28 protein-coding genes are annotated in these 25,522 nt (G+C 41.3%); 27 read left to right on the top strand and 1 reads right to left on the bottom strand.

The window, feature by feature from the left end:
* Nucleotides 1-47 precede the first annotated feature (47 nt).
* The gene (locus KSU66_RS13410) at nucleotides 48-983 is read right to left on the bottom strand and encodes an asparaginase (RefSeq protein ID WP_269051967.1); all 936 of its coding nucleotides are present in this window, start codon (nucleotides 981-983) and stop codon (nucleotides 48-50) included.
* A gap of 64 nt (nucleotides 984-1,047) precedes the next feature.
* Between KSU66_RS13410 and prsW the strand changes: the two genes are divergently transcribed.
* The 27 genes from prsW to KSU66_RS13275 all read left to right on the top strand — a co-directional run bounded on the left by prsW (nucleotide 1,048) and on the right by KSU66_RS13275 (nucleotide 25,403).
* Complete coding sequence (prsW, locus tag KSU66_RS13405; RefSeq protein ID WP_269051966.1) at nucleotides 1,048-1,731, top strand: glutamic-type intramembrane protease PrsW; 684 nt, start codon at nucleotides 1,048-1,050, stop codon at nucleotides 1,729-1,731.
* Nucleotides 1,732-1,824: 93 nt separating this feature from the next.
* Nucleotides 1,825-2,595 carry a spore cortex-lytic enzyme gene (gene sleB, locus KSU66_RS13400; protein WP_269052051.1) on the top strand — a complete coding sequence of 257 codons (771 nt, stop codon included), beginning with the start codon at nucleotides 1,825-1,827 and terminating at the stop codon, nucleotides 2,593-2,595.
* A 75-nt stretch (nucleotides 2,596-2,670) separates the two neighbouring features.
* Nucleotides 2,671-3,960, top strand: a complete 1,290-nt coding sequence (locus KSU66_RS13395; RefSeq protein WP_269051965.1) for a PepSY1/2 domain-containing protein — start codon at nucleotides 2,671-2,673, stop codon at nucleotides 3,958-3,960.
* A gap of 157 nt (nucleotides 3,961-4,117) precedes the next feature.
* Nucleotides 4,118-4,795 carry a (d)CMP kinase gene (gene cmk / locus KSU66_RS13390; protein WP_269051964.1) on the top strand — a complete coding sequence of 226 codons (678 nt, stop codon included), beginning with the start codon at nucleotides 4,118-4,120 and terminating at the stop codon, nucleotides 4,793-4,795.
* Nucleotides 4,792-5,373: a lysophospholipid acyltransferase family protein gene (locus KSU66_RS13385; RefSeq protein WP_269051963.1), complete on the top strand. Its 582-nt coding sequence runs from the start codon at nucleotides 4,792-4,794 to the stop codon at nucleotides 5,371-5,373. The genes cmk and KSU66_RS13385 overlap by 4 nt, the downstream gene beginning before the upstream one ends.
* A gap of 81 nt (nucleotides 5,374-5,454) precedes the next feature.
* Nucleotides 5,455-6,597 (top strand): 30S ribosomal protein S1, encoded by a 1,143-nt coding sequence (gene rpsA, locus KSU66_RS13380; protein ID WP_269051962.1) that lies wholly within the window; start codon nucleotides 5,455-5,457, stop codon nucleotides 6,595-6,597.
* 509 nt (nucleotides 6,598-7,106) lie between these two features.
* Nucleotides 7,107-8,417: a ribosome biogenesis GTPase Der gene (gene der / locus KSU66_RS13375; protein ID WP_269051961.1), complete on the top strand. Its 1,311-nt coding sequence runs from the start codon at nucleotides 7,107-7,109 to the stop codon at nucleotides 8,415-8,417.
* Between the two features lie 4 nt (nucleotides 8,418-8,421).
* Nucleotides 8,422-9,444 (top strand): NAD(P)H-dependent glycerol-3-phosphate dehydrogenase, encoded by a 1,023-nt coding sequence (locus tag KSU66_RS13370; protein WP_269051960.1) that lies wholly within the window; start codon nucleotides 8,422-8,424, stop codon nucleotides 9,442-9,444.
* 81 nt (nucleotides 9,445-9,525) lie between these two features.
* Nucleotides 9,526-9,723: a DUF2768 domain-containing protein gene (locus KSU66_RS13365; protein ID WP_443028976.1), complete on the top strand. Its 198-nt coding sequence runs from the start codon at nucleotides 9,526-9,528 to the stop codon at nucleotides 9,721-9,723.
* Nucleotides 9,720-10,433, top strand: coding sequence for a hypothetical protein (locus KSU66_RS13360; protein WP_269051958.1), 714 nt, complete (start codon nucleotides 9,720-9,722; stop codon nucleotides 10,431-10,433). Before KSU66_RS13365 ends, KSU66_RS13360 begins: the two co-directional genes overlap by 4 nt.
* A gap of 83 nt (nucleotides 10,434-10,516) precedes the next feature.
* On the top strand, nucleotides 10,517-11,995 hold the full coding sequence (spoIVA, locus tag KSU66_RS13355) for a stage IV sporulation protein A (protein WP_269051957.1): 1,479 nt from the start codon (nucleotides 10,517-10,519) through the stop codon (nucleotides 11,993-11,995).
* A gap of 158 nt (nucleotides 11,996-12,153) precedes the next feature.
* On the top strand, nucleotides 12,154-12,426 hold the full coding sequence (locus KSU66_RS13350; protein WP_269051956.1) for an HU family DNA-binding protein: 273 nt from the start codon (nucleotides 12,154-12,156) through the stop codon (nucleotides 12,424-12,426).
* A 181-nt stretch (nucleotides 12,427-12,607) separates the two neighbouring features.
* Nucleotides 12,608-13,177, top strand: coding sequence for a GTP cyclohydrolase I FolE (gene folE, locus KSU66_RS13345; protein ID WP_269051955.1), 570 nt, complete (start codon nucleotides 12,608-12,610; stop codon nucleotides 13,175-13,177).
* 65 nt (nucleotides 13,178-13,242) lie between these two features.
* Nucleotides 13,243-13,467: a trp RNA-binding attenuation protein MtrB gene (gene mtrB / locus KSU66_RS13340; RefSeq protein WP_269051954.1), complete on the top strand. Its 225-nt coding sequence runs from the start codon at nucleotides 13,243-13,245 to the stop codon at nucleotides 13,465-13,467.
* Between the two features lie 52 nt (nucleotides 13,468-13,519).
* Nucleotides 13,520-14,269 carry a heptaprenyl diphosphate synthase component 1 gene (locus KSU66_RS13335; protein WP_269051953.1) on the top strand — a complete coding sequence of 250 codons (750 nt, stop codon included), beginning with the start codon at nucleotides 13,520-13,522 and terminating at the stop codon, nucleotides 14,267-14,269.
* A gap of 18 nt (nucleotides 14,270-14,287) precedes the next feature.
* Entirely contained in the window at nucleotides 14,288-14,983 is a 696-nt protein-coding gene (locus tag KSU66_RS13330) for a demethylmenaquinone methyltransferase (RefSeq protein WP_269051952.1), read from the top strand.
* A gap of 27 nt (nucleotides 14,984-15,010) precedes the next feature.
* Complete coding sequence (locus tag KSU66_RS13325; protein ID WP_269051951.1) at nucleotides 15,011-15,985, top strand: polyprenyl synthetase family protein; 975 nt, start codon at nucleotides 15,011-15,013, stop codon at nucleotides 15,983-15,985.
* Between the two features lie 86 nt (nucleotides 15,986-16,071).
* Nucleotides 16,072-16,518 (top strand): nucleoside-diphosphate kinase, encoded by a 447-nt coding sequence (gene ndk / locus KSU66_RS13320; protein WP_269051950.1) that lies wholly within the window; start codon nucleotides 16,072-16,074, stop codon nucleotides 16,516-16,518.
* Between the two features lie 243 nt (nucleotides 16,519-16,761).
* Nucleotides 16,762-17,943, top strand: coding sequence for a chorismate synthase (gene aroC / locus KSU66_RS13315; RefSeq protein WP_269051949.1), 1,182 nt, complete (start codon nucleotides 16,762-16,764; stop codon nucleotides 17,941-17,943).
* Nucleotide 17,944: 1 nt separating this feature from the next.
* Entirely contained in the window at nucleotides 17,945-19,045 is a 1,101-nt protein-coding gene (gene aroB / locus KSU66_RS13310) for a 3-dehydroquinate synthase (protein WP_269051948.1), read from the top strand.
* Nucleotides 19,042-19,407 carry a chorismate mutase gene (aroH, locus tag KSU66_RS13305; protein WP_269051947.1) on the top strand — a complete coding sequence of 122 codons (366 nt, stop codon included), beginning with the start codon at nucleotides 19,042-19,044 and terminating at the stop codon, nucleotides 19,405-19,407. The genes aroB and aroH overlap by 4 nt, the downstream gene beginning before the upstream one ends.
* 17 nt (nucleotides 19,408-19,424) lie before the next feature.
* Nucleotides 19,425-20,525 carry a histidinol-phosphate transaminase gene (gene hisC / locus KSU66_RS13300; protein ID WP_269051946.1) on the top strand — a complete coding sequence of 367 codons (1,101 nt, stop codon included), beginning with the start codon at nucleotides 19,425-19,427 and terminating at the stop codon, nucleotides 20,523-20,525.
* Entirely contained in the window at nucleotides 20,522-21,622 is a 1,101-nt protein-coding gene (locus tag KSU66_RS13295) for a prephenate dehydrogenase (RefSeq protein ID WP_269051945.1), read from the top strand. The genes hisC and KSU66_RS13295 overlap by 4 nt, the downstream gene beginning before the upstream one ends.
* 24 nt (nucleotides 21,623-21,646) lie before the next feature.
* Nucleotides 21,647-22,948, top strand: a complete 1,302-nt coding sequence (aroA, locus tag KSU66_RS13290; protein WP_443028975.1) for a 3-phosphoshikimate 1-carboxyvinyltransferase — start codon at nucleotides 21,647-21,649, stop codon at nucleotides 22,946-22,948.
* 46 nt (nucleotides 22,949-22,994) lie between these two features.
* Nucleotides 22,995-24,260: a tetratricopeptide repeat protein gene (locus KSU66_RS13285; RefSeq protein WP_269051943.1), complete on the top strand. Its 1,266-nt coding sequence runs from the start codon at nucleotides 22,995-22,997 to the stop codon at nucleotides 24,258-24,260.
* 1 nt (nucleotide 24,261) lies between these two features.
* A complete protein-coding gene (locus tag KSU66_RS13280) occupies nucleotides 24,262-24,810 on the top strand; it encodes a ReoY family proteolytic degradation factor (protein WP_269051942.1) in 549 nt (182 codons plus the stop codon).
* A 143-nt stretch (nucleotides 24,811-24,953) separates the two neighbouring features.
* On the top strand, nucleotides 24,954-25,403 hold the full coding sequence (locus KSU66_RS13275; protein WP_269051941.1) for a YpiF family protein: 450 nt from the start codon (nucleotides 24,954-24,956) through the stop codon (nucleotides 25,401-25,403).
* The last annotated feature ends 119 nt before the right edge of the window (nucleotides 25,404-25,522 follow it).

Genomic DNA, 25,522 nt, shown 5'->3' with positions numbered 1-25,522 from the left:
AAGCGACTTTATTAACCCGTCAGTACAGGTTAGTAAAGTCGCTTTTTTTATTTTGAACAAAGTGTGAGCAAAAGTTTTAAACGAGCTTTTTGGCCGCTTAGTCCATGTTCAAATTGGACGCCCATTTCTTTTAGCATTTTGCCGCCACCTTCATATGCATAGACATCTTGTGCAATGCCGTTAAAGCAGCGTGAAACGAGAATAACTGGAACTTTTTCTGACAGCAGATGACGGATTCCAGGTAGTAGGGTAGGAGGGACGTTACCCTGCCCAAATCCTTCGAGAACAACACCGTCATAACCCATCGTAGAAGCAGCATGTAGTAAGTCAGATGCCATACCTTCATAGACCTTAAACATCGCGACTTTTTTTGAAATCGCCTGAACAGGTAAAAAAATTCTAGATAGCGGGGCATGGTGGAAATGGATCCCCGACTTTGTCACGATACCAATTGGACCGTATTGCGGACTTTGGAATGTTGAGACATTACTTGCATGGGTTTTCGTTACGTTCGTTGCCGTGTGAATTTCATCATTTAAAACGACGAGAACCCCTTTTCCATGAGCATTTTCATTTGCCGCGACTCGAACGGCGGACATTAAGTTATAGACACCGTCCGAACCGATTTCGTTGGAAGACCGCATGGCCCCGGTTAGTACGATTGGAAGATCGGTTGAAGTTGCCAGTTCAAGGAAGTAGGCGGTTTCTTCAAGCGTATCCGTTCCATGTGTAATTACGACACCATCGAATTCGCCACTTGTAGTCTGTTCGGCGATTAAATCTTTTAGGTTGAGCATATGTTCAGCGGTGATGTGCGGAGACGGTATATTGAATGCTTCAATTTCTGTAATTCGTGCGAATTGTTGAATCTTGTCAATTTCCATTGTAAGAGGATTTGCCGCACTTACAATTACCCCGCCTGTATCCGTATTCAGTTTCATCGCAATAGTACCGCCTGTGTGGATAAGTAAAATATTCTTCAATGATATATCTCCTTCGGCATATAGAATATAGTGGTATAATAAGACCCAGTGGGAGGGCCGCCATATGTTTATATTGCTCACTGTAGCGATTGCGCCTGGATTGGCGCTTTTTAGTTACTTTTATTTAAGGAAAGACATTGCAAAAGAACCATCACGTACATTATTTCATACTTTCATTTACGGTGCTATCATGACATTTCCAATTATGTTCATACAGCATGTGTTTGAAGAAGAAAATGTTTTTTCTTCGTACTTCTTACGAGATGTCGTATTTACAAGCGGATTGGAAGAGTTTTTCAAATGGCTTATTTTACTTTTGGCGATTTATCGTCATGTAGAATTTGAAGATGCCTATGACGGGATTTTATATGGTGCAAGTGTATCGCTTGGATTTGCAACTGTCGAAAATATTCTTTATTTATTTACTTTCGGTACCGATATTGCAATTATGCGTGCATTACTTCCCGTTTCTAGTCACGCATTATTCGGGGTCGTCATGGGGTATTATATTGGTCGCGCGAAATTTGCTGTTGAAGCGAATAAGCGAATGTTTTTATTTACGGCATTGTTAGCAGCATATTGTTTACATTTCATTTATAATAGCATTTTTCTTATACATGACTTTTTTCTATATTTGATTGTTCCTTTCATGCTGTTCTTATGGTGGTTTGGACTAACGAGAGTGAAATATGCACATACGTTTGCGATGCAACAATTCAGACGGAAAGCACGCACGAATTCAGAATGATTCAGCTTATGCTGAATCATTTTTATTTTTAATAAAATCTAGAAATTTGGACAAACTTAATAAAAAGGAGGAATAAATTTGAAGAAAGTTGTCATCCGTATTGTTGCGGTAGTTCTTCTCCTTGGATGTGCATATGCGATATCGCCAGTAAGCACGGGGGCGTTTAGTTCGCAGCAAGTTGCGCGCGGTGCTTTTGGAGATGACGTTATTGAACTTCAGGCGAGGCTACAGTTTATTGGCTTTTATAATGGAGCAATTGACGGGAAGTTTGGTTATGGTACGTACTGGGCGCTTCGTAATTTTCAAGATCAGTATGGTCTTCCTGTAGATGGAATTGGAGGATCGAAAACGAAAAAGAAGCTAGCTGATGTATCAAGTTACGATGAAAAGTTTGTTAAAAATAACATTAAAAATGGAACTAAGTTTACTCATTACGGTGGAAAACCACTTTCCTCGCAAGTTGCAAGTGGGACCGGGGCAACTAATAATGCGCAATTGCCGGCCAAATATTCGAACCAAGATTTAAAACTGTTATCAAATGCGGTTTATGGCGAAGCACGAGGAGAGCCATATGAGGGGCAAGTTGCAGTTGCTGCGGTCATTTTGAATAGAGTTGAGCATTCCGATTTTCCGGATACGGTAGGAGGCGTTATTTTCCAACCAGGTGCATTTACCGCGGTTGACGATGGGCAAATCTGGCTAGAGCCAAATCAGCGAGCTACTGAAGCTGTTCTGGATGCGATTAACGGATGGGATCCATCTGAAAATGCCATTTATTATTTCAATCCGATTACGGCAACGAGCAAGTGGATTTGGTCACGTCCGCAAATTAAAAAAATCGGCTTGCACATTTTCTGTAATTAAAAAAGACTGAAGGGAGGCGGACCGGTGAAGGAAATACTGGGATGCTTACAATTCCGGTAACACTTTTGCCGAATTATGAAAAAAACTGTATTTGTTTTAGTGTATACAATCGCAGCACTTTCAATTTTTTCGTTTGGAAAAGCTTCGGAAAATGAACAACTTGCATTTCTGTTGAATGGCCAATATGCAGAAAAAATGACCGATGCGTCTAAAAAAATGGAAGAGTTAGATACCGCAGTGAAGAAAACGTTATTGTTTAACGAACAGGATGGTTCATCAAAAGCACGCGAAGATATTTGGAGGCTGTCTTCTGATGTTAAAAATTCAGTTGGAGCACTTCCGTTGGATCGTGGTTTTTCAAGTGCTTGGATGAATTATCTTGGTAGACTCGGTAATTTTGCGAAAGAATCTGAACGCACGGGCGATAACGAAGAATATCATCGCGTCATGGCTGAAGCATCAAAAAATCTCGGCGTCATGGCAAATGAATGGGAAGTTGCAACGACTGGTTTGATAGATGGGAAAATGTCTGTGAAAACGTGGGCTAATCAATTGGATTCCGTCGATGCAAAACACGACTGGAAAGGAATGGGTACAGCTGTTAAACAGTATACGGAAAGTGACTTTCCTTTAACGGCGAGTGAATCAGATTCGATGAAAAAGAAAGAATTAAGAGATATGAACGATCATGAAATAACGCGTGAGGAAGCAATCAAAACGTTTAAACAACTATTTCCGGAGATTTCGAATTCATCAATTGTAGTTGAGACTAGTAAACCCGGCTCACCTTATCCGTTTTATCATCTTCGTTTTGCGGAAGGTCAGTCAATTGGTTATATCGATTTAACGGAAAAAGGCGGACATGTATTATCATTTCTGACCGAAAGACCTTTCGGGAAAGAAAGTCTTCGCCATGATGAAATCCGTGAGCGCGCGGAAAGTTTCTTAAAAGATGCGGGATACGGAGATACGGTTTTTCAGGAAGCGAGAGAAAACCATACAGCCTGGCATTTTGTCTATGTAAGGAAAGAATCTCATTACGGAGCTAAAGTGTTGTCAGATACGATCCATTTAAAAGTTGCAAAGGATAACGGGGGCATTATTGGACTGGACGCGATGGAATATATAAGAAAGGAAGCGACGGAACCACAGAAGATAACGAAGAAAGATTGGAGTAGTTTTTTTCATAAGGGCGTAACGGTCGTTGAAGAAGAGCTCGTTTATGTCGAAAATGACAGACTCGATCAAAGGCTTGCACATTACTTACTCGTAAAAATAGAAGAGGAAGGACTAGAAGCCGAAACGTATGTCGTTGTCGTTGATACAGAAACATCCGAAGTGATCAAAACCGAGAAACAGCAATAAGTTGCTAAACTAATGAATGTGAGCCGTTTCAACGACTTTCTTTATTAGTACGAATCTTTACTTTAACATATATACAGTGGGGAAAGTCTGTCGGAACGGGACTTTTCCCATTTCTTTATGTTACAATATTGACGAAGTGAAGTTAGGGGTTGATGAAGTGAAAAAAAGAATAAAAATTGCAATCGATGGTCCGGCAGCAGCTGGCAAAAGTACAATTGCGAAAATGACAGCTGAGAAATTGGGCTATACATACATAGATACAGGTGCGATGTACAGAGCACTTACGCATAAGGCCCTTCAAAAGAACATAGATATTATAGACGGACAACTTCTTGAAGAATTACTGAAAGAAACGGAAATAACGCTAGTCCGATTGGAAGATGATCAGGCGGTGCTCGTTGATGGTCAGGACGTATCCGAAGAAATTAGGTCCCAACAAGTCACTTCTGCTGTTTCTTCTGTTGCTGCACATAGTGGAGTACGCGAGCTGATGGTAGAGAAACAACGTATTCTAGCAGATGGCTTGGGAGTTGTTATGGACGGACGGGATATCGGTACGCATGTGTTACCAAACGCGGAATTGAAAGTGTTTATGACGGCGTCCGTCGAGGAAAGGGCGTTGCGTAGACATAATGAAAACAAGAAGCGGGGTATGATTTCTTCGCTGGAACAATTGGAATTAGAAATTAGTGAACGGGACCGCGCAGATAGTGAACGTATTGTGTCGCCTCTTAAAATGGCGGAAGACGCCGTGCTAATAGACACGACTTCTATGTCAATTAATGAAGTAGCTGAAGAGATTAGCAGGCTTGCCGAAAAGAGGTTAGGCCAATGAACTTATATCCGTTAGGAAAGTTTCTCGTAAGTACAATTTTTTACCCGTTGTATCGAGTGAAAGTGATAGGCAAGGAAAACTTCCCAAAAGAGGGTGGGGTTTTACTTTGCGCAAATCATATCGATAATTTCGATCCTCCAGTTGTTGGAATGACATGTCCTCGAACAGTTCGTTTTATGGCCAAAGAAGAGCTTTTCAAATTACCTATTTTAAAAAGCGTTTTACCAAGTGTTCAAGCATATCCTGTTAAACGCGGGATGAGTGACCGTGAAGCGTTCCGCAATACACTTAAAATTCTCAAAGGCGGAGAAGTTGTTGGTTTGTTTCCGGAAGGGACGAGAAGCACAACTGGTGAACTTGGTAAAGGACTTGCGGGTGCTGGTTTCTTCGCGCTGAAAGGCAATGCGGTCGTAATGCCTTGTGCAATTATCGGTCCATATAAGCCGTTCAGAAGGTTGAAAGTTGTTTATGGCAAACCGATGGATCTTTCGGAACAACGTGAACAAAGAGTTTCGTCGGAAGAAGTTACTGCACTCATAATGGACGAAATTCAGAAATTGATTGAAACAAACAAATGATCTAAGTAAGTGCAATTTTTTGTTTTTATCGGTGGATTCGCATACTATGGTAGTAGGATTCTATTTAGAGGAGGTCTACATATGTCTGAAGAAATGAATTTGGAAGTAGAAAATGCATATAACGAAGGTGACCGCGTAAACGGTATCGTCACAAAGATTGAAGACAAATCGGTAACTGTAGAAATATCTGGTGCACCGTTTGACGGTGTCATTCCTATTAGTGAATTATCTAGCTTGCACATTGAAAAAGCTTCGGATGCAGTAGTCGAAGGCGATAAACTCGAACTCATCATTATGAAAATTGAAGAAGAAAATTATGTTCTTTCAAAGCGGAAAGTCGATGCAGAAGATGCGTGGGATTCGCTTGAAGAAAATTACAATAATAAAAAAACAATTGAAACCGAAGTGAAAGATGTTGTTAAAGGCGGATTGGTTGTCGATCTTGGGGTGCGTGGGTTTATACCTGCGTCGCTTGTGGAAGATCATTTCGTTGAATCGTTTGATGATTATAAAGGACGCACGATGACGTTTAAGATTGTGGAAATGGATAAAGACAAAAACCGTCTTATTCTTTCACATCGTGCCGTTATTCAAGAAGAGAAAGAATCGAAAAAAGGTGAAATCATGGAAGGCCTGAAAGAGGGCCAAGTACTAGAAGGTACTGTCCAACGTCTTGCTGCATTTGGTGCGTTTGTCGACCTTGGTGGTGTGGATGGACTCGTTCATATTTCACAGCTTTCCCATGAACATGTTGAAAAGGTTTCGGATGTGTTAAAAGAAGGCGACAAAGTGAATGTTAAAGTTTTATCGGTCGATCGGGATTCGGAAAGAATCTCATTGTCTATCAAGGAGACGTTGCCTGGACCTTGGGAAGAAATTGAAGTGAAAGCGCCAAAAGGAGCTAAACTTGAAGGTACGGTAAAACGGATTGTATCCTACGGTGCATTCGTTGAACTATTCCCGGGAGTTGAGGGGCTTGTACACATTTCACGCATTTCCCATGATCATATCGGAACACCAGAAGAAGTACTTAAAGAAGGTCAAAAAATCGAGGTTAAAGTTCTTGAAGTGAACCCTATTGAAAGACGTCTATCGTTAAGTATTAAGGATCTTGTTGAGAAAGAGGATAGTAATTCCTACGGTGATTACGAAATGCCCGAAGAAGCATCTGGTTTTTCAATGGGCGACGTTATCGGAGATCAGCTAAAAAGATTTACTGAATGATGCAGAATTCGTAAGTTTTAAACACAAGTTGTTTGGATGATGATGCCCCTTGTGGGTATCATCATCTTTTTTATTGCTAGAATGTATGTGGTATTTATATTAATCAATTTCATAATTCAACATTCAACAAAGGTACGCATAAAATATCGGTTACTTTCCGCGGGCAAGGACCGAGCCGCTTCCTGCGCTTACGCACCGTCCAGGGTCTCGAATCTCTTGCTTTCCCGCTGGGGGTCGCCGCCTTCCACTTCAATCCAATCAACCTAGTTAACACTGCTATATATGTTGAACTTATGATTTTCACCTAATCTCCTGCGGGAGGCACCCCCCTGGCGCTGAGGGAGAGAGAGAAGGATTCTTTAGTTCGGTTTATGCTAGATGACAGTTCAAATTATTAGACTATCAAACCTAAAAATGTTCACAATTAGAATATTTATAGCTGCCTGTTTAGACGGTAGCGCTATTATTGTGTATAATATGCAGAAGATAAGCTGGAAGGGTGTTTTAATATGACGAAACCAACAGTTGCGATTGTCGGTAGACCAAACGTCGGTAAATCGACTATATTTAACCGAATCGTTGGTGAAAGAATTTCAATAGTTGAAGACATTGCGGGGGTTACTCGTGACCGCATATACAGCTCCGCAGATTGGCTTGCACATGAATTCAACCTCATCGATACGGGAGGAATTGAAATGGGTGATGCCCCTTTTCTTGAGCAAATTCGCTCGCAAGCGGAAATAGCGATTGAAGAGGCGGACGTTATCATTTTCTTAGTTAACGGACGCGAAGGTGTTACGGATGCGGACCAGCATGTAGCTAGAATATTGTACAAAACGAAAAAACCGGTTATTCTTGCGGTAAATAAAGTCGACAATCCCGATATGAAAGAGATGATTTATGATTTCTATTCATTAGGATTTGGTGAACCGTATCCAATATCCGGTTCTCATGGACTAGGACTCGGTGACCTTTTGGACGCGGCGGCCGCTAACTTCCCTGAAGATAATGCAGAAAAAGTTGAAGACGACGTCATTCGGTTCTGTTTAATCGGTAGACCGAACGTCGGTAAATCATCACTTGTCAATGCGCTTTTAGGTGAAGAACGCGTCATTGTAAGTGATATAGCAGGTACGACAAGAGACGCAATCGATACACCTTATGTGCACGAAGGTCAAAAATATAAAATTATTGATACGGCCGGGTTGCGTAAAAAAGGAAAAGTATATGAAAGTACAGAAAAATATAGTGCAATGCGTGCGCTAAAAGCAATTGACAGATCCGATGTCGTCCTAATCGTTATTAACGGTGAAGAAGGAATTCGCGAAATGGACAAACGTGTCGCTGGATTTGCTGAAGATGCTGGTAAAGGTGTCATGTTTGTTGTGAACAAATGGGATGCGGTCGAGAAAGATAATAAGACAATGAATAATTTCATTGATGAAATTAGAGATAATTTCATGTTTCTTTCCTACGCACCGATTGCGTTTGTATCAGCAAAAACAAATCAGCGCGTCAATACGCTTTTTGATCGAATTCGTACAGTCAGTGAAAATCATGCGCTACGTATACAATCAAGTGTGTTAAACGAAGTTGTAGAAGACGCGGTTGCACGTAACCCTGCGCCTTCTGACAAAGGGAAAAGATTACGTATTTATTATGCAACTCAAGTTGCGGTTAAACCGCCAACGTTTGTCGTATTTGTCAACGAACCTGAATTAATGCACTTTTCATATGAGCGCTTTTTACAAAATCGTCTACGTGAGTCATTTGGCTTTGAAGGGACTCCGATTCGTCTCATAACGAGAGCTAGGAGCTGATTGAATGAGAAAAGTATCCGTTATTGGTGCGGGAAGTTGGGGGACGGCGATTGCCTTCGTACTCGCGGAAAACGGTCATGACTGTTTACTTTGGGCAAGACGTGAGGAACAGTCGGCTGAAATAACAACTAATCATACGAATAACACTTATTTACCTAATATTAAGTTGCCGAAAAACTTAAAAGGGACTTCCAATATGCAAGAAGCAATTGATCATTGCGATATATTAATTCTTGCGGTTCCAACTAAAGCAATTCGTAACGTTTGTTCTGAGATTGATACGCTAATTTCAGAACCGAAGTTAATTGTTCACGTTTCAAAAGGAATTGAACCGGATTCATTGAAGCGAATCTCCGAAATGATAGCGGAAGAGCTCTCACAATCAAATGTGAAGGCGGTTGTGGCACTTTCTGGACCAAGTCATGCAGAAGAAGTAGTGTTGCGCCATCCAACGACAGTGACCGCTGCATCTAGCGATATTAAAGCAGCTGAAGAAGTTCAAAGCATGTTTATGAACAACTATTTCCGAGTCTATACGAATTCGGACATTGTTGGCGTGGAAATAGGTGCCGCATTGAAAAATATCATTGCGCTTGCTGCGGGTATGTCAGACGGAATTGGTTACGGTGACAATGCGAAAGCCGCACTTATTACGCGTGGCTTAGCAGAAATAACTAGATTAGGTGTAAAAATGGGGGCGCATCCTCTTACTTTTTCAGGTTTAACTGGGCTCGGTGATTTAATCGTCACGTGTACGAGCGTTCATTCACGCAACTGGAAAGCGGGTAACATGCTTGGTAAAGGCAGTAGCTTAGAAGATGTTGTTGCTGGAATGGGAATGATCATAGAAGGCGTCAGAACAACAAAGGCGGCCTATCAGCTGGCGGAGAAGTATGACGTTGCGATGCCTATTACAAAGGCGCTATATTCCGTGTTATTCGAAGAAGTACCACCGAAAGAAGCGGTTGATAATCTGATGAATCGTGTGAAAAAGCAAGAAGTCGAAGATTTGTTCGGCAGTCATTAACTTTTAAATTCATACAGTAGGTACCACTATTTATAGTGGTACCTACTGTATGTAAGAAAGGTGGACTTTTCTGTGTCCTCGATGGATAAAATGTGGTTATCTTTCTACGCGATGGGATTCATGGTTATTTCCATGGGCCTTATTTATGCGAGTAGACATAAAATAAACAACCGAGTGATAAAATTTGTTTTAGCGTTAGTAGCTTATGTATTACTCATACTTTCGTTCTTCGCCCTAATCTATCTGGTCTTTAATGGACCGACTGGAGGAGGCCGATGAAGGTAACAATAAAAACATTATACTTATTTTTATTGGTCTCGCTTTCACTTGTCTTAACGGGGTGTATGTATCCGACGGAAAAAGATGCAGGTTCGAACATACCGTATGCAGATCAAGTTGAGGCTGTCCAAAAAGCTGTGGATCAGTATAAAGAAAATGCGGGTGGACTTTTACCTATAAAAACTCGTGAAGCAGAAACAGATATGTATATTAAATACCCAATCGATTTCACAAAAGTTGTTCCGGCATATACAGAGAAAATCCCATCGAACGCCTACGAAAAAGGTGGAATTTTTCAATACGTCCTGATGGATGTAGAAGAAAATCCTACGGTAAAGTTGGTCGATCTACGGATTGCAGAACGTATCCGTGATTTGAATTTAAGGAAAACGATTAATGGATCCGTACAATATAAAGATTCGGTCGGCGAAGGCGTTTTTGAAATAGATTTCAAAAAGATGGGTTTTAAAGAGCCTTTGACTGTACAAAGTCCTTATTCAGATGTTCAACTTCCTTTAATTGTCGGGGGAGATGGCATATTTTATGTAGATTATTCGATTGATTTGAATCGTATACTACAAGAAGAAAAGCCTGATGTGAAGCAAGGGGAAGATATCCGTTATCTTCTTTCAGAGGAGCATCCCGTATTACCGGCTTACTCGAAACCTTATACGGTAAACGAAAACAATGAACCAATATTTTTAAAATAGTAAAAAAGAAAAACGTTTCATGCCTACGTGCATGAAACGTTTTTCTAATACATAAAATAAGATGAGAAAAAGGAGGACGATGGATGAAAGAAGAGCTGTATGAGAATTTGGCTAGACGGACAGATGGTGATATTTACATCGGTGTCGTCGGTCCCGTACGTGTTGGAAAGTCCACGTTCGTGAAGAGGGTAATGGAAGAGGTTGTCATTCCTAATATGACGGATGCATCTGACCGAATTCGTGCACAAGATGAACTTCCGCAAAGTTCACCTGGCCCCGTAATCATGACGTCGGAACCGAAATTTGTACCTGCACAAGGGACGATGGTTGCAATTGGCGATGGAGAATTAAAGTTTCAAATACGACTAGCCGACTGTGTGGGCTATGTCATTGACGGCGTGAAGGGCTATGAGGACGAAGACGGACCTAAGTTGGTCCATACCCCTTGGCATAACGAACCGATACCGTTTGAAGAAGCAGCACGCATTGGTACGGACAAAGTAATTCGGGACCACTCAACAATAGGAATACTCGTCACTACGGATGGCACGGTGAACAATATTCCTAGGGCAGCTGCTGAAAAAGCAGAGGAAGAAATTGTCGGCAAGCTACGGGATATAGGAAAGCCATTTGTTATCGTATTAAACTCGAAAATGCCGGCTAATGCGAACACGGTTGCATTAAGAAATGAGTTGCATGAAAAGTACGAAGTGCCGGTTATTGCAATAAGTGCCGATCAATTGAATGCGCAAGAAATTCAGCTCATTTTAAAAGAAGCGCTTTATGAATTTCCAATCTCCGAAATTGAATTGCAAAAACCAGATTGGATGGACGTGCTCGGCAGTGAACATGAGTTGAATTCGTCAATCGACAAAGTAATCAGTGAAGGGTTCTTGGGAGCTTCGAAAATTCGCAAAGTGCAAGAACTTTCGGAACAAATTAAAGACGAGAAACATGTTAAGCATGCTGAAGTAGTTGAAGTAGATGCTGGACTAGGAAAAGCAATCATTAAAATCGATATGGATGAACAAGCTTTCCGTGAAATCTGTGAAGAAATAATGGGGCAGGAAATTGGTACGAAAAAGGATTGGCTTCTTTTCGTTAAAGAATCTGCAAAAGCGAAGAAATCTTATAATTTATATTCAGAAGCGATTGCGATGGCTAAAAAAGATGGATATGGAGTTGCATTGCCTACCATTGAAGATTTTAATCCTTCCGCTCCGGAACTGATTAAACAAAATGATTTCTTCGGAGTGCGAATGAAAGCAACCGCACCATCTCTCCATATTATTCGAGTGAATATGGAAGCGGAATTTTCACCACTTATTGGCTCGGAATTTCACAGTCATCATTTGTTGAAAGATTTGAAAAACGCTTATTTACATGACCGAGAAGCGCTATGGGAAACCCAACTTTTTGGGACGCCATTGCATGAAGTGATGAAAGAAAGTATTCGATTTAAAACAGAGTCCGTGCCAAAAAATGCTCGAAAAAGGCTTCGAGAAACGATTGAACAGATGGTAAATGACGGAAATAAAGGGATGATTACATTTATTGTTTAACGAAGAAAGATCCGTAAAAAGCGGATCTTTTTTTGGTTTTTGGATATATTATGCGTTATTATGGCATATCGACGCAAATATTGTTGCATAGCGGTTTTTCTTGTGATACTCTTTTTACAGTATTGCAATCGACATCCCATTGAGAGGAGGTGAATGGTGTGAATAAATCAGAATTAATTAACTCGGTAGCAGAGGCAGCAGGTCTTTCTAAGAAAGATGGTACAAAAGCTGTTGAAGCTGTATTTGATACAATCCAGTCTACTCTTGCAAATGGTGATAAAGTTCAAGTGATTGGTTTCGGTACATTCGAAGTACGTGAGCGTGCTGCACGTAAAGGACGTAACCCACAATCAGGAGAAGAAATTGATATCGCTGCAAGTAAAGTTCCAGCTTTTAAAGCAGGAAAAGCGCTTAAAGACGCGGTGAAATAATTTTTCGATTACATAAGAAGTCTGTCCGTCGAATCTACTTATAGATGTCGCGGATAGACTTCTTTTCTATTGGAGTTGAAATGTGAAAAAGTGGCAAGTCCATGAACTGTACGGAAATGAGGTAGTATGCTACTATTTTTGATGAAATAGCTTTCATTTTGAATTGAGGAGGATTTGTTACATGCATGAAGTTGATTTTGAAAAAATGGAAAAAGCAGTTACGATGATTCTAGAAGCAGTCGGAGAAGATCCAAGCCGCGAGGGACTCGTAGATACACCAAAACGGGTTGCGAAAATGTACGCAGAGATGTTTGAAGGTTTACATAAGGATCCAAAGGAATATTTTAAAACAGTTTTTAACGAAGATCATGACGAGGTTGTCCTTGTGAAGGATATTCAATTCCACTCGATGTGTGAACATCATCTTGTACCGTTTTACGGTCATGCACATGTTGCGTATATTCCGCGTAATGGTGTTGTTGCAGGGTTAAGTAAATTAGCTAGAGCGGTCGAAACGACTGCGAGAAGGCCACAGCTACAAGAGCGAATCACTTCGACTGTTGCAGATGCCTTAATGGAAATGCTCGATCCCGTTGGTGTATTTGTTGTTGTTGAAGCCGAGCATATGTGCATGACGATGCGTGGTATTCGTAAACCGGGTGCAAAGACGATGACAATGGCTGCACGTGGGGTTTATGAACAAGACGATGTATTGCGCTCGGAAATTTTAACACTTATAAAAATGTCCTAAAGCCTTTGCCCGTACGTCCTTATCTATGATATGATTAAACAAATGAATAGACAGGAGTGGTGAGGATGACAACACAATCCGACTATATCGTTATTAAAGCGAAAGAAGATGGCGTAAATGTCATCGGACTGACGCGTGGAAATGATACAAGGTTCCACCATACAGAGAAACTCGATCGCGGAGAAGTAATGATTGCCCAGTTTACCGAGCATACATCGGCCATGAAGATAAGAGGCAAAGCTGATGTCCATACCGCATTTGGTGTTATAACTAGCGAAGGTAAAGAGTAATTTAATTACTTGACGAGCCTATTCCTAAGATGTTTTGAATGGAGAACCTATGATGGATAGACAAAATCTTGAACGATATATTAAAAATTATATAAGTGAATTAAATCATGAGATTGCTCAACCGATTTTGGAAAGGGATACCCAACAAGTCAAAATCGATTCGGCAAAGGTCTTTTTTCTACTTCTCCCGTTGTTGAATGGGGAAAGGTGGACGGCCGAAATGAATACATCTGCAATTGCCGTAGGTGCTGTTCACGTTGCCTTTGATGCGCATGATTTAATCGATAGAAATGATGCAACGTCTAGGCAACAACAACTTACTGTGTTGTCGGGTGATTATTATAGTGGGATCCATTATAAATTACTTGCATCTATGTCAGATTTTAGTTTTGTAAAAACTTTGTCTACAGCTATTGGACGTATTAACGAAGTGAAAACGGAGTTTTATGGACGTACGCCGTCGACCTCGAAACAACTTATGGACACAGTTCAAATCATTGAGTCGGGATGCATTGTAGAATTTTTACGGACATTTGGTTTTTCGCGTTATGCGCCTCTTGCGGAGTTGGCGTTACCACTTCTCCGAATAGATAAGAATAGGACGAGCAATAAATCGTTGGTGACAAAACAAACTATACATAGTGACTACGGTTGGAATGAGAATGTCGACATAGTGGAACAACTCACTAGCGAGTTGGAAGTGAAATTGTTCGAAGCACTTAACGAAGCGAATTTTATTGAGCCATTTTTAAAAGAGGAAATTCGTGGAATGATGACACCGCTTCTTGGGAAGCCAATCTGAAGAAATGGGGTATGACTTTTGGCTTTATCAAAAGAAAAGAAAGTCCACGAAGTATTCGAGAAAATATCTACTGATTACGATAAAATGAATTCCGTTATCAGTTTCAATCAACATAAAAAATGGCGAGACGATATGATGCGCCGCATGGCAGTCCGGAACGGGGCAATAGCACTTGACGTCTGTTGTGGGACTGCCGACTGGACGATTGCCATTGCAGAGGCGGTAGGGTCCACAGGCAAGGTTACAGGTCTTGATTTTAGTGAAAGTATGCTAGAGGCGGGAAAGCCAAAAGTTGAAAAGCATCCAAATATAACACTTGTACACGGAAATGCGATGGAATTGCCATTTCCCGATAATACATTCGATTATGTAACGATTGGATTTGGACTGCGCAACGTTCCCGATTACAGTACAGTGCTAGAAGAAATGTATCGTGTAGTTAAGCCGGGTGGAATGATTGCGTGTTTAGAAACATCACAGTCTGAAGTGCCTGTATATAAGCAGTTATTTCGTTTTTATTTCAAATTTATTATGCCTTTATTTGGAAAGCTGTTTGCGAAAAGTTATAAAGAATATTCATGGCTTCAAGAATCAGCCGATGATTTTCCAGGAAGAAAAGAGCTTGCGCAACTTTTTACAGAAGCGGGCTTCTCTGAAGTGTCATATAAATCATATAGCGGTGGTGCGGCGGCAGGCCACGTCGGGTTTAAATAATACAAACCGCAGGGGAAGGGTATCGTTGTGGAGAAATTAAAGTTAATGTCACTGTATGCCGAATTCAAGAAAGATCTTGATTATATAGAAAAAGAACTTGAACAATCCGTGGATTCCGACTCCCCAATTATTCGCCAAGCATCGCTACATCTTCTTCGGGCGGGCGGTAAAAGAATTCGCCCGATATTTGTAATTCTAGCTTCCAAGTTCGGTGACTATTCGTTGGAAGATGTTTCAAAGGTAGCGGTTTCGCTTGAACTTATTCATATGGCGTCACTCGTCCATGATGATGTGATTGATGATTCGGACATGCGTCGGGGTCTTCAGACAGTGAAGGCGAAATGGGACAATCGGATTGCCATGTACGCTGGTGATTATATATTCTCCCGTGCGCTGATCTCGATTGGGGAATTTAAAATTCCAGAGGCTCACCGACTGCTATCGGAAACGATGTTGGAAATTTGCAGAGGTGAAATCATGCAAATTGAATACCAACGAAAATATGATCAGAACGTGCGCGACTATTTTCGTCGGATTAAACGTAAGACCGCTCTTCTACTTGCCACAAGTTGCGAGCTAGGTGCTCTCGTTTCGGGGGCAGATGAATCGGTCATAAGAAAAATGGGCCGCTTCGGCTATTTTACGGGTATGTCATTCCAGATTATCGATGACATTCTAGATATTACTTCGACGGATAAAGAATTAGGTAAACCGGCTGGAAGCGACTTGTTAAATGGACATTTAACATTGCCAATACTATACATAAAAGATGATGAGAAGTTTCAACCATTTATGGAGCGCGCATTTAATGGAACATTAACAGATAAGGAACGCGATCTTATGTTAGTGTATATACGAAATTCGGGTGCAATACAACAAGCCAAAGCAGTAAGTGATCTATATTTGCAAAAAGCATTGGGTGAATTAGATGGGTTACCCGATAGTAAGGCCAAGGCTGCATTCGTTCAAATAGCTAAGTTTATTGGGAAGCGCGATTTTTAACAGTAATTTTAGTTGAAAGAACACGTGCTGAATGGTACGATCGAAAAGGGATAATCCTGATACATATAATGAAGGAGTGTTTATTAATGGAAAGAACGTTTTTAATGGTAAAGCCTGATGGTGTCCAACGTAATCTAGTTGGTGAAATTGTTGGTCGTTTTGAAGATAAAGGTTTCAATCTGGTAGGCGCGAAACTTATGCAAATTTCACAAGAACTTGCAGAGCAACATTACGGTGAGCACAAAGAGCGTCCATTTTTTGGCGAGCTTGTAGATTTCATCACTTCTGGTCCTGTATTTGCAATGGTTTGGGAAGGCGAAAACGTCATCTCCACTGCACGTCTATTAGTTGGAGCAACAAACCCAACTGAATCGGCTCCTGGCACGATTCGCGGCGACTTCGCGGTTACTGTTGGTAAAAACATTATTCACGGATCAGATGCACCTGAATCAGCAGTTCGAGAAATTGCTTTATTCTTCAATGAAGATGAGCTAATCTCTTACGACAAGTCAATGACTAGCTGGATCATCTAATTTTTTAAAAAAGCAGCCTCGCGTATAACGCACGGCTGTTTTTGTTATTCCGGAAACTCACAAGATTCAGTATACTAGAGAAGTAGCTTCCTTTGGTGGCTATAAGGTAATAACCTTAGCCGGATTTTTTATAGGCAAGTATAAAATATCCGGACAATTATCCGGATATTTTAATACATAGATATAGGCGCAAGATGCTTCTTTTGGTATAGTGCAAAGAAACAATAATGAGGGGGAAACGAAATGAGATTTTTTACAGCTGGAGAATCACATGGTCCACAACTAACTGCAATTATTGAAGGATTACCCGCACAAATGGAATTGACAGCAGAAATGATAAACGGAGAACTATCTAGACGCCAAGGTGGACATGGCCGAGGAAGGCGTATGCAAATTGAAAAAGACCAAGTTGTCATTTCGTCGGGTGTTCGCCACGGGAAAACAATCGGTTCACCGGTTACGCTTACAGTTGTGAATGACGATTGGAAACATTGGACGAAAATTATGGGAGTAGAACCATTAGAAGAGGGCATGAATCCAGAAGATGTCAAACGACAAATTTCACGTCCAAGACCGGGTCATGCGGATCTCGTTGGTGGGATGAAATATGGTCATAGAGATCTTCGAAACGTGCTAGAGCGTTCGTCTGCACGCGAGACGACGATGCGCGTTGCTATTGGTGCAGTAGCGAAACAGTTTCTTCGTGAGCTAGGCATTCATACAGTGGCACATGTAACAGAGATTGGTGGTGTGAAGACGAATCCAGAGACATATGCCGGGTTGAATGTAGCAGAGCTAAGAGAAATTATAGAAAATGATTCCGTCTACTGTGCAGACCCCAACGCAGCGAAGCTAATGGTAGAAGCGATTGATACAGCTAAAGCGAATGGCGATACAGCTGGTGGCGTCGTAGAAGTGATTGTTGAAGGTTGTCCTCCGGGAATTGGAAGTTATGTTCAATTCGATCGAAAAATGGACGGTAAGCTCGCGGGTGCCATGATGAGCATTAATGCGTTTAAAGGTGTGGAAGTCGGCCTTGGATTTGAAATGGCACAAATGCCAGGCAGTGAAGTACATGACGAAATTTTCTGGGATGAAGAGCAAGGATACTACCGGAAAACAAATCGTCTTGGTGGACTTGAAGGTGGAATGACTTCGGGAATGCCGATTGTAATAAGGGGCGTTATGAAGCCGATTCCTACATTATACAAACCTCTTGAAAGCGTTGATATAGATACAAAAGAGCCGTTTGTTGCAACTATTGAGCGTTCAGATCCATGTGCAGTACCGGCGGCTTCGGTAGTTGCTGAGCATGTCATCGCGACAGAAGTAGCGAAAGCGATTATGGAAGAATTCCGTTCTGATACGATGGATGGCTTGAAAAAAGAAGTGTCCGAATACAGAGAATATGTAAAGGGGTTTTAATATGGGGAAGCTAACGGTCGATATTTTAAATCATGAATACGACGTTCATATTGGCCAACATACGTATGGACTTTTTGAAAGTCATTATGCGGATCTTTTGCACAGCGCGGATCGTGTTGCAATCATTGCCGATGAACATGTTGCTTCACTTCATTTGCGACTTTTGCAGGAAGCCTTACAATTTACGAACCACGAAGTCCTAGTGAAAACAGTACCCGCAGGTGAAAGTTGTAAAACATCCGCGGTTTACGTAGACTGTCTGTCATTTTTATTGAATGAAGGGTTTACAAGAAACTCACTTGTTATCGCATTCGGTGGAGGGGCTTGTGGTGATCTTACGGGATTTGTCGCGGCTACCTTCATGAGAGGAATTCGTTATATTCATTGCCCGACAACCATTTTGGCACATGACAGTGCGGTTGGAGGGAAAACGGCGATTAATATGCCTGAAGGAAAAAACATGGTAGGCGCTTTCCATCAACCAGTCGGTGTAGTATTTAACACATCGATTTTCGAAACGCTGCCACCAACTGAAATTAGGTCGGGTATGGCAGAGTTGTTAAAACACGCACTTATTTCGGATGAAAAGTGGGCAAAAGAGTTATTGGCCAACCCATCTTTTTCTAAGCCTTCGATTGATTGGTTATCTGAGGAATTATTGCAAGGAATTCGTGTGAAAGCAGAAATTGTTGCGGAAGATGAATTTGAACAATCAACACGAAAGTATCTTAACTTTGGACATACTTTCGGACATGCAGTCGAGTCTGTGTGTGGATTCGGTGGCTTAAGTCACGGGGAGTCTGTCATGATTGGTATGGCGTTTAGTCTTATTTTAAGTGAAGAGCATGGCAATACCGACGAGCAGTTTACACGTGAATTCATTCAATTTGCTATCGTGAATGGCTATACATTTAACCCAATTCATGAGCACTCTTTTCAAACGTTTTTGGACTATATGGTTAAAGATAAAAAGGCGTCATTTGGAAAAATGAATTTTGCGTTGCTTCATACGATTGGAGATCCATACATACAAGAAATATCGGACATCCAGTGTGAAAAAGCCTTTGAAGAATTAAAGAAAAGAACGGGGGAATTTCAATGACGGTTAGAGGCTTAAGAGGAGCAACAACAGTAGAGAAAGACGAAGAACAGGCCGTTTTAAGTGCAACAGAAGCGCTTGTTATTGAAGTGGCTGAAGCAAATGGGGTTCGTCCGGAGGAAATCGTTTCTGTGCTTATTTCTACAACACCGGATATTAAATCGACATTCCCGGCAAAAGCTGTTCGTACAATAGAAGGATGGAAGTACGTACCGGTTATGTGTACCCACGAAATGGACGTACCGGGGGCAATGCCGCAATGCATTCGAATTCTTATGCATGTGAATTCAGAAATCCCACAAAAAGATATCAAACATATTTATCAAAATGAAGCGATAAAGCTCAGACCAGATTTACAAAAATAATGACTGGGGGAATAGGCATGCGCTGGAAAAAAGTACTGGATGATATGAAACCTTATAAACCAGGCAGATCGATTGAGGAAGTTAAAAAACAATATGGGCTAAAGGAAGTTATAAAGCTAGCTTCAAACGAAAATCCGTATGGCTGTGCACCGTCAGTTCAAACATTTATAGAAAATGCTGGCATTGAACCGCAAATTTATCCGGATGGCTATGCGGGTAGTTTACGCAAAAAGTTATCTGAAAAGATCGGCGTGAAAGAAGAAGCGCTAATGTTTGGGAATGGTTCCGATGAAATTGTTATGATTATTTCACGCGCACTTCTCGGTTCGGGAACGAATACGATTATGGCTACGCCAACGTTCCCACAATATGCCCATAACGCAAAAATAGAAGGCGCCGAAATTAGGGAAATACCTTTGCAAGACGGTCAACACGACCTGGAAGAGTTTGTAAAGGCAATTGACGACAATACATCTGTCGTGTGGTTGTGTAACCCGAATAATCCAACGGGTAACCTTATTCCGAATGACGACTTACTCGGATTTTTGAAGCGAGTACCCGATAACATCCTAGTTGTTCTTGACGAAGCATATTTCGAATATATCACCGAAGAAGGCCATACTGATTCTCTAACATTACTGGAAGAGTTTCCAAACGCTATCGTTTTGCGTACATTTTCAAAAGCGTACGGCCTAGCAGCATTCCGAATTGGCTATGCGGTTGGGGAACCAAAAGTAATTTCGTATTTGAATACGGTTCGAAGTCCATTCAACGTAACATCACTTAGTCTTGCGATTGCGGAAAAAGCACTCGAAGCGGATAAGTTCATCAAAAAATGTAATTTATTGAATGGCAACGAGAAAAAAAGATTTATAGCATATGCTACAAACAATAAATTACATCTGTTCGATTCGGAAGCAAACTTTGTACTTATTGAAGTGCCGGGAAATGCGGACGAAGCATCGGAAAAACTTTTGACACACGGATTTATCGTTCGAAGTGGAGAGGCGCTCGGAACACCGGGATATGTAAGAGTGACAATTGGGACGGAAGAACAGAACACTGGATTTTTCGCTGCATTTGATTCGCTGTTAACTGATGCCAAATTGAAGCTATGAAAATACATGTAACGATTGTCGGTTTAGGATTAATTGGCGGTTCTCTTGGACTGGCCATAAAGCGGAACCCTTTGGTAGAAGTAAAAGGGTTTGACAGTTCACTTGGGACGATGGAAGAAGCCTACCGCCGAGGAATTATAGATACAACTTCAGCCTCGCTTAAGGCTGCTTGTGAACATGCAGATATTATTGTTTTTGCGACACCAGTGAATACAACGGTAATTATGATGCAGCAAGCTGCAAATTGGAATTTGAAAAATGGCGTAATCATTACAGATACGGGCAGTACAAAAGGTCCAATTATGGAAGCGGCGACAGGTTTAACTGAAAAAGGCGTTACGGTTGTAGGGGGGCACCCAATGGCGGGGTCTCATAAAAGTGGGGTTTCGGCGGCAAAAGAGCATTTATTTGAGAATGCCTATTATATTTTAACGCCGGAATCGACGGTTGATACGGAAGCCATCGAGCGTCTACGCTTTTTACTCGAACCTACAAAAGCAAAAGTGAGCGTTCTTGACGCAGAAGAACATGACCGGATGACTGCAATTGTTAGTCATTTTCCACATTTGGTCGCTTCCTCACTTGTCGGTATGTTATCGGATCAAGAAACGGAACAACCATTTATTAAAAATTTAGCGGCCGGTGGATTTCGTGACATTACGCGGATTGCTTCTGCGGATCCGATTATGTGGCGTGATATTACGACTCAAAATAGAGCGGAGCTGCTAACGCAGTTGGATGGTTGGCTCGGTGAAATGGGAAATGTTAGGGAAATGCTTATTCATAATGATCCTTCGGAAATTTATGAGTATTTTTCAAGAGCGAAAAAGTATAGAGATGAATTGCCAATTACAACGCAAGGTGCGCTTTATATGACGTATGATTTACATGTCGATGTACCCGATCACCCTGGGGTTATTTCTGAAATTACTAAAATTCTTGCGGACGAACGTATTAGTTTAACGAACATCCGAATCGTTGAAACACGAACGGATGTATTCGGAATACTTGTTATTAGCTTTCAAACAGCCGAAGACCGAGAAAATGCAAAATCTGCAGTTTCTAAAGTAACAGATTATGGTATGCATATCGTTTGATGGGAGAGGATTTTTTTGGGGGAAATGAAACAAGTCGAATTCAACAAACCCGTTCTAAGTGGTGAATTATTAGTGCCGGGAGATAAATCAATCTCGCATCGCGCTGTTATGCTCGGGTCGATTGCTAAAGGAAGGACCCATATAACAGGGTTTCTTAATGGGGACGATTGCCTGCGCACGATTGAGATGTTTAAACAACTTGGTGTGTCGATTGAAAGAAAGGGTACCGAAGTCACTGTTGAAAGTCCGGGAATGCAAAACTGGAAAACACCGGACGACCAGCTATATGCGGGAAATTCGGGTACAACTGCCCGTCTTATGCTTGGCATACTTGCGGGCTCAACAATCACTTCGACATTAACAGGCGATGAGTCACTTTCCCTACGTCCGATGAATCGAGTGACGATACCGCTTCAAATGACAGGTGCAAAAATTACTGGTAAGAAGGATGCGAACCTTCTACCACTTACAATTAAGGGTTCACCTCTTACAGCAATTGATTATGTAATGCCTGTAGCAAGTGCACAAGTAAAGTCGGCCATTTTATTTGCCGGATTAAATGCGGATGGAACAACGACTGTTACGGAAGATAAGGTGTCACGTGATCACACGGAACGCATGCTCATGCATTTTGGTGCGAAAGTGGATTCGCTTGAAAAGAAAGTCAGCATTACAGGTGGTCACGCGCTTGAAGGAATCGACGTACACGTTCCGGGTGATATTTCATCTGCTGCATTTTTCATGGTCGCTGCTGCAATGATTGAAGGTAGTTCAATTACGTTTGAAAATGTCGGACTCAATCCAACAAGGACAGGTATTATCGATGTTCTTCAAGAGATGGGTGCTTCAGTAGAAATTCTTAATGAAACGAATGAAAATGGTGAACCAGCTGCTACTGTGAAAGTCACACAGGACAATCTACGGGGGACTACGATTGGTGGAGCACTTATTCCACGCCTAATCGATGAACTACCCGTAATTGCCCTCCTAGCGACACAGGCGAAGGGAACAACAATCATTAAAGATGCAGAAGAACTTCGCGTAAAAGAAACAGATCGCATCGCCGCGGTAACAACGGAGCTTAAAAAGCTTGGTGCGAATATTGAGGCGACGGATGATGGAATGATTATCCACGGTCCTACACCGCTAAGAGGCAGCGTGATGGACTCCTACGGCGATCATCGGCTCGGTATGATGGCCGCAATCGCTGCTCTTGCAACATCGGGTCCTGTTTCTATTAAGGACTCAGAATGCATCAACATCTCCTATCCGAATTTTTTCGAAGACCTAGACACACTTGTTGGAAATGGCAGTCGAAATAACTAAGTGGGAAACGTAAGAATGTATATAAAGTGAAAGAACAGGTGAAAATATGGAACAGTTACAAGCTATTGAACGCCATATCCAAGATGGTGATGTAGAAGCGCTTGGCCAAGTAATCGACAAACTAAGCAAGTCGACGGATTTCGATATGCTTTATGAATCTGCGACCCTTTTGGCGTCCTATGGATTTATGGAAGAAGCAGATCGTTTATTCGCAACCTTGCTCATGCATTTACCCGATGAAGCCCAATTGAAAATCGACCGTGCTACGACGTTGATGGAACTTGGCAATGAAGACGAAGCGCTATTACTGCTTACGGAAGTAGGTCCTGAAAAAGAAGAGTACGTTCAGGCACTTCTTGTGCTTGGCGACTACTATCACATGACGGGATTAGCCGAAACAGCGCTGGAGAAAGTAAAGGAAGCGTATGCCCTGTTACCTAATGAGCCAGTAATTCGTTTTGCGTATGCGGAACTTCTTCTTGATTCGGGTAAATATGGGGAGGCGGCACGGCTTTATTTGGATTTAAAAGAAGACGTTCAAGAGATGGGCGGCGTCAGCATTATTTCGAGGCTTGCAGAAACGTATAGTGCAGGGGCTGCGTATGAAGAAGCAATCCCGTACTATGAAAAAATGTTGAAAGAACGAACCGTACCGGATACTCTTTTTTCTGCGGCATTCGCCTATTACCAATGCCGAAATGCGGAAAGAGCCATCTTGCTACTTGAAAACCTTATTGAAATCGACCCCGATTACTTCTCGGCATATATGCTAGCCGGGCAGGCTTACTCTTTATCGGGAGAAGACAAGTTGGCCTATGAGATGTATATAAGCGGTATAAAAAGAGATGAATATGATAAAGAACTTCAGCTTACAGCCGGGAAAACAGCTTTAAAAATGGGGCTTCCGAAAGAAGCGGAGTTGCATTTAAAAGAAGCTCTTGTGCTCGATCCTGAATATAGTGAAGCGTTAATTACGCTTGCCTCACTATACAATGAATTGGAGTATGATGAAGAATTGGGTGAACTGTTGACTCATGCAACGGATGAGTTGGACAATAATTCATTGTTGGAAAGCTTCAAAGCCTATTTAGATGAACGATTAGAACGTTATAAAGAGGCATATGAGTCATATAGTAAGGCATATGTTGGAATGAAGGATGATTACGACTTTCTTGCAAAATATGCAAACTTTCTTGTAGAAGAAGGAAAACGAAGTGAGGCAATTGAAGTAGTAAAGAGATTGGTAAGTCTATTTCCTGAAGATCAGTATTGGAGAGCTTTTCTTGAAGCGCAAACCGACGAGGAGGTGTGAAATGACGGCCATGATTCCTGTCGCTGCAAAAAAAGATTTTGTCCGGTGGTTTTTAAAACGGTACAAAATGAAACGACGTGAATGTGTGTGGATATTGAACTATCTTCTTAGCCATGAGCATCTTCTTCAAAATGTTCATTTTACAGACGAGGCCCATTATTGTCCACGAGCGATGGTAATGTCAACAACAGAATCTGAAAGTGTTCCATTTCGTTTTTATAAAGGAAATCTTATGACCGCCGATGCCGAAAAATCTTTTCACGATTTAAGACTTTATCCGAAGGAAAAGATGTATATTCAACTCGATTTTCCGAATCATCACATATGTTCGGAATATGCAAGTGTATGTGAAGAAAATCCATTCCTTCCAAATTACTTAAAAGTGAATGATAATGATCGGGAAATTGCTGAGCAATTGCTAGCTGAAAGTATGGTTTCGACAACCGAAAAAATACTTATGAAAGAATTGGATGAGGCGCTAGATACAAATGATAAGGAGCGTTTTATCCTATTATCTGCTATGCTAAATGACACAGTGGTGAAAAGGTAGTAATGACCCCATCTGACTAGATGGGGTTCTTCACTTATTTTATCTATACACGTGGAACTAATAGTTTATAACAGTGATCTAGCGCGGGCGCCTTACACGGGTACTGAAGCGGTTAGAGGGACAACCTATCTAGGAGGAACGACATGAACTGGACTGCGAAAGATATGGATACATATTTACAACAGAAAGAATATATTGATACCCTTATCGTTCCACTTCTAAAAGTGGAAACCAATCCCGAACAGATGAAAAATAGCTCATCATCGGCAGAATTTCTTATGCATCTCACCGCATTTATTGAAAGTCAATTTAAGGGGAGAATTATGCTACTACCGCCGTTTTCTTATACGGGAACGACAAAGTTAGAGGAAATGAGCGCAACAATATTGCGTGATTTAGAAAAAATGCCCTTCAAACATATATTTTTCTTGACGACTGATTCGGCATGGACAAGCGTTGAAGTAAGCGGCCAAGTGATTTGGTTGCCATCGATTCCACTTGAAAGTATGGACAAGCAATTAAGGCAATCCATCATCGAAGATCAACTTAAGCAAGTATTGCCACGTTTTACAAAGAAGTGGTCGGAAGGTTAAGATTCGCTAAAATATTTAGCTAAATGCAGTTAAACTTCAATAATTGTTCACAAAATGTATTTTTGATTGAATGCATGATTGAAATTCTTTTATGATTGATATATCATAGATATGTCCTA

It is taken from the genome of Sporosarcina sp. G11-34 (assembly GCF_026931025.1).
The sequence above is the reverse complement of the archived record's forward strand: the minus strand, read 5'-3'. Positions and strand labels throughout refer to the sequence as shown.

Bases quoted from the DNA above. Each gene is read 5' to 3' on its own strand.
- aroH (WP_269051947.1), top strand. From the start codon at position 19,042: ATGACGGTTAGAGGCTTAAGAGGAGCAACAACAGTAGAGAAAGACGAA.
- KSU66_RS13275 (WP_269051941.1), top strand. From the start codon at position 24,954: ATGAACTGGACTGCGAAAGATATGGATACATATTTACAACAGAAAGAA.
- KSU66_RS13365 (WP_443028976.1), top strand. From the start codon at position 9,526: ATGGATAAAATGTGGTTATCTTTCTACGCGATGGGATTCATGGTTATT.
- KSU66_RS13395 (WP_269051965.1), top strand. From the start codon at position 2,671: ATGAAAAAAACTGTATTTGTTTTAGTGTATACAATCGCAGCACTTTCA.
- KSU66_RS13335 (WP_269051953.1), top strand. From the start codon at position 13,520: ATGGATAGACAAAATCTTGAACGATATATTAAAAATTATATAAGTGAA.
- mtrB (WP_269051954.1), top strand. From the start codon at position 13,243: ATGACAACACAATCCGACTATATCGTTATTAAAGCGAAAGAAGATGGC.
- rpsA (WP_269051962.1), top strand. From the start codon at position 5,455: ATGTCTGAAGAAATGAATTTGGAAGTAGAAAATGCATATAACGAAGGT.
- KSU66_RS13280 (WP_269051942.1), top strand. From the start codon at position 24,262: ATGACGGCCATGATTCCTGTCGCTGCAAAAAAAGATTTTGTCCGGTGG.
- KSU66_RS13360 (WP_269051958.1), top strand. From the start codon at position 9,720: ATGAAGGTAACAATAAAAACATTATACTTATTTTTATTGGTCTCGCTT.
- KSU66_RS13295 (WP_269051945.1), top strand. From the start codon at position 20,522: ATGAAAATACATGTAACGATTGTCGGTTTAGGATTAATTGGCGGTTCT.
- folE (WP_269051955.1), top strand. From the start codon at position 12,608: ATGCATGAAGTTGATTTTGAAAAAATGGAAAAAGCAGTTACGATGATT.
- aroC (WP_269051949.1), top strand. From the start codon at position 16,762: ATGAGATTTTTTACAGCTGGAGAATCACATGGTCCACAACTAACTGCA.
- aroA (WP_443028975.1), top strand. From the start codon at position 21,647: ATGAAACAAGTCGAATTCAACAAACCCGTTCTAAGTGGTGAATTATTA.
- KSU66_RS13385 (WP_269051963.1), top strand. From the start codon at position 4,792: ATGAACTTATATCCGTTAGGAAAGTTTCTCGTAAGTACAATTTTTTAC.
- spoIVA (WP_269051957.1), top strand. From the start codon at position 10,517: ATGAAAGAAGAGCTGTATGAGAATTTGGCTAGACGGACAGATGGTGAT.
- KSU66_RS13285 (WP_269051943.1), top strand. From the start codon at position 22,995: ATGGAACAGTTACAAGCTATTGAACGCCATATCCAAGATGGTGATGTA.
- KSU66_RS13370 (WP_269051960.1), top strand. From the start codon at position 8,422: ATGAGAAAAGTATCCGTTATTGGTGCGGGAAGTTGGGGGACGGCGATT.
- der (WP_269051961.1), top strand. From the start codon at position 7,107: ATGACGAAACCAACAGTTGCGATTGTCGGTAGACCAAACGTCGGTAAA.
- prsW (WP_269051966.1), top strand. From the start codon at position 1,048: ATGTTTATATTGCTCACTGTAGCGATTGCGCCTGGATTGGCGCTTTTT.
- ndk (WP_269051950.1), top strand. From the start codon at position 16,072: ATGGAAAGAACGTTTTTAATGGTAAAGCCTGATGGTGTCCAACGTAAT.
- aroB (WP_269051948.1), top strand. From the start codon at position 17,945: ATGGGGAAGCTAACGGTCGATATTTTAAATCATGAATACGACGTTCAT.
- hisC (WP_269051946.1), top strand. From the start codon at position 19,425: ATGCGCTGGAAAAAAGTACTGGATGATATGAAACCTTATAAACCAGGC.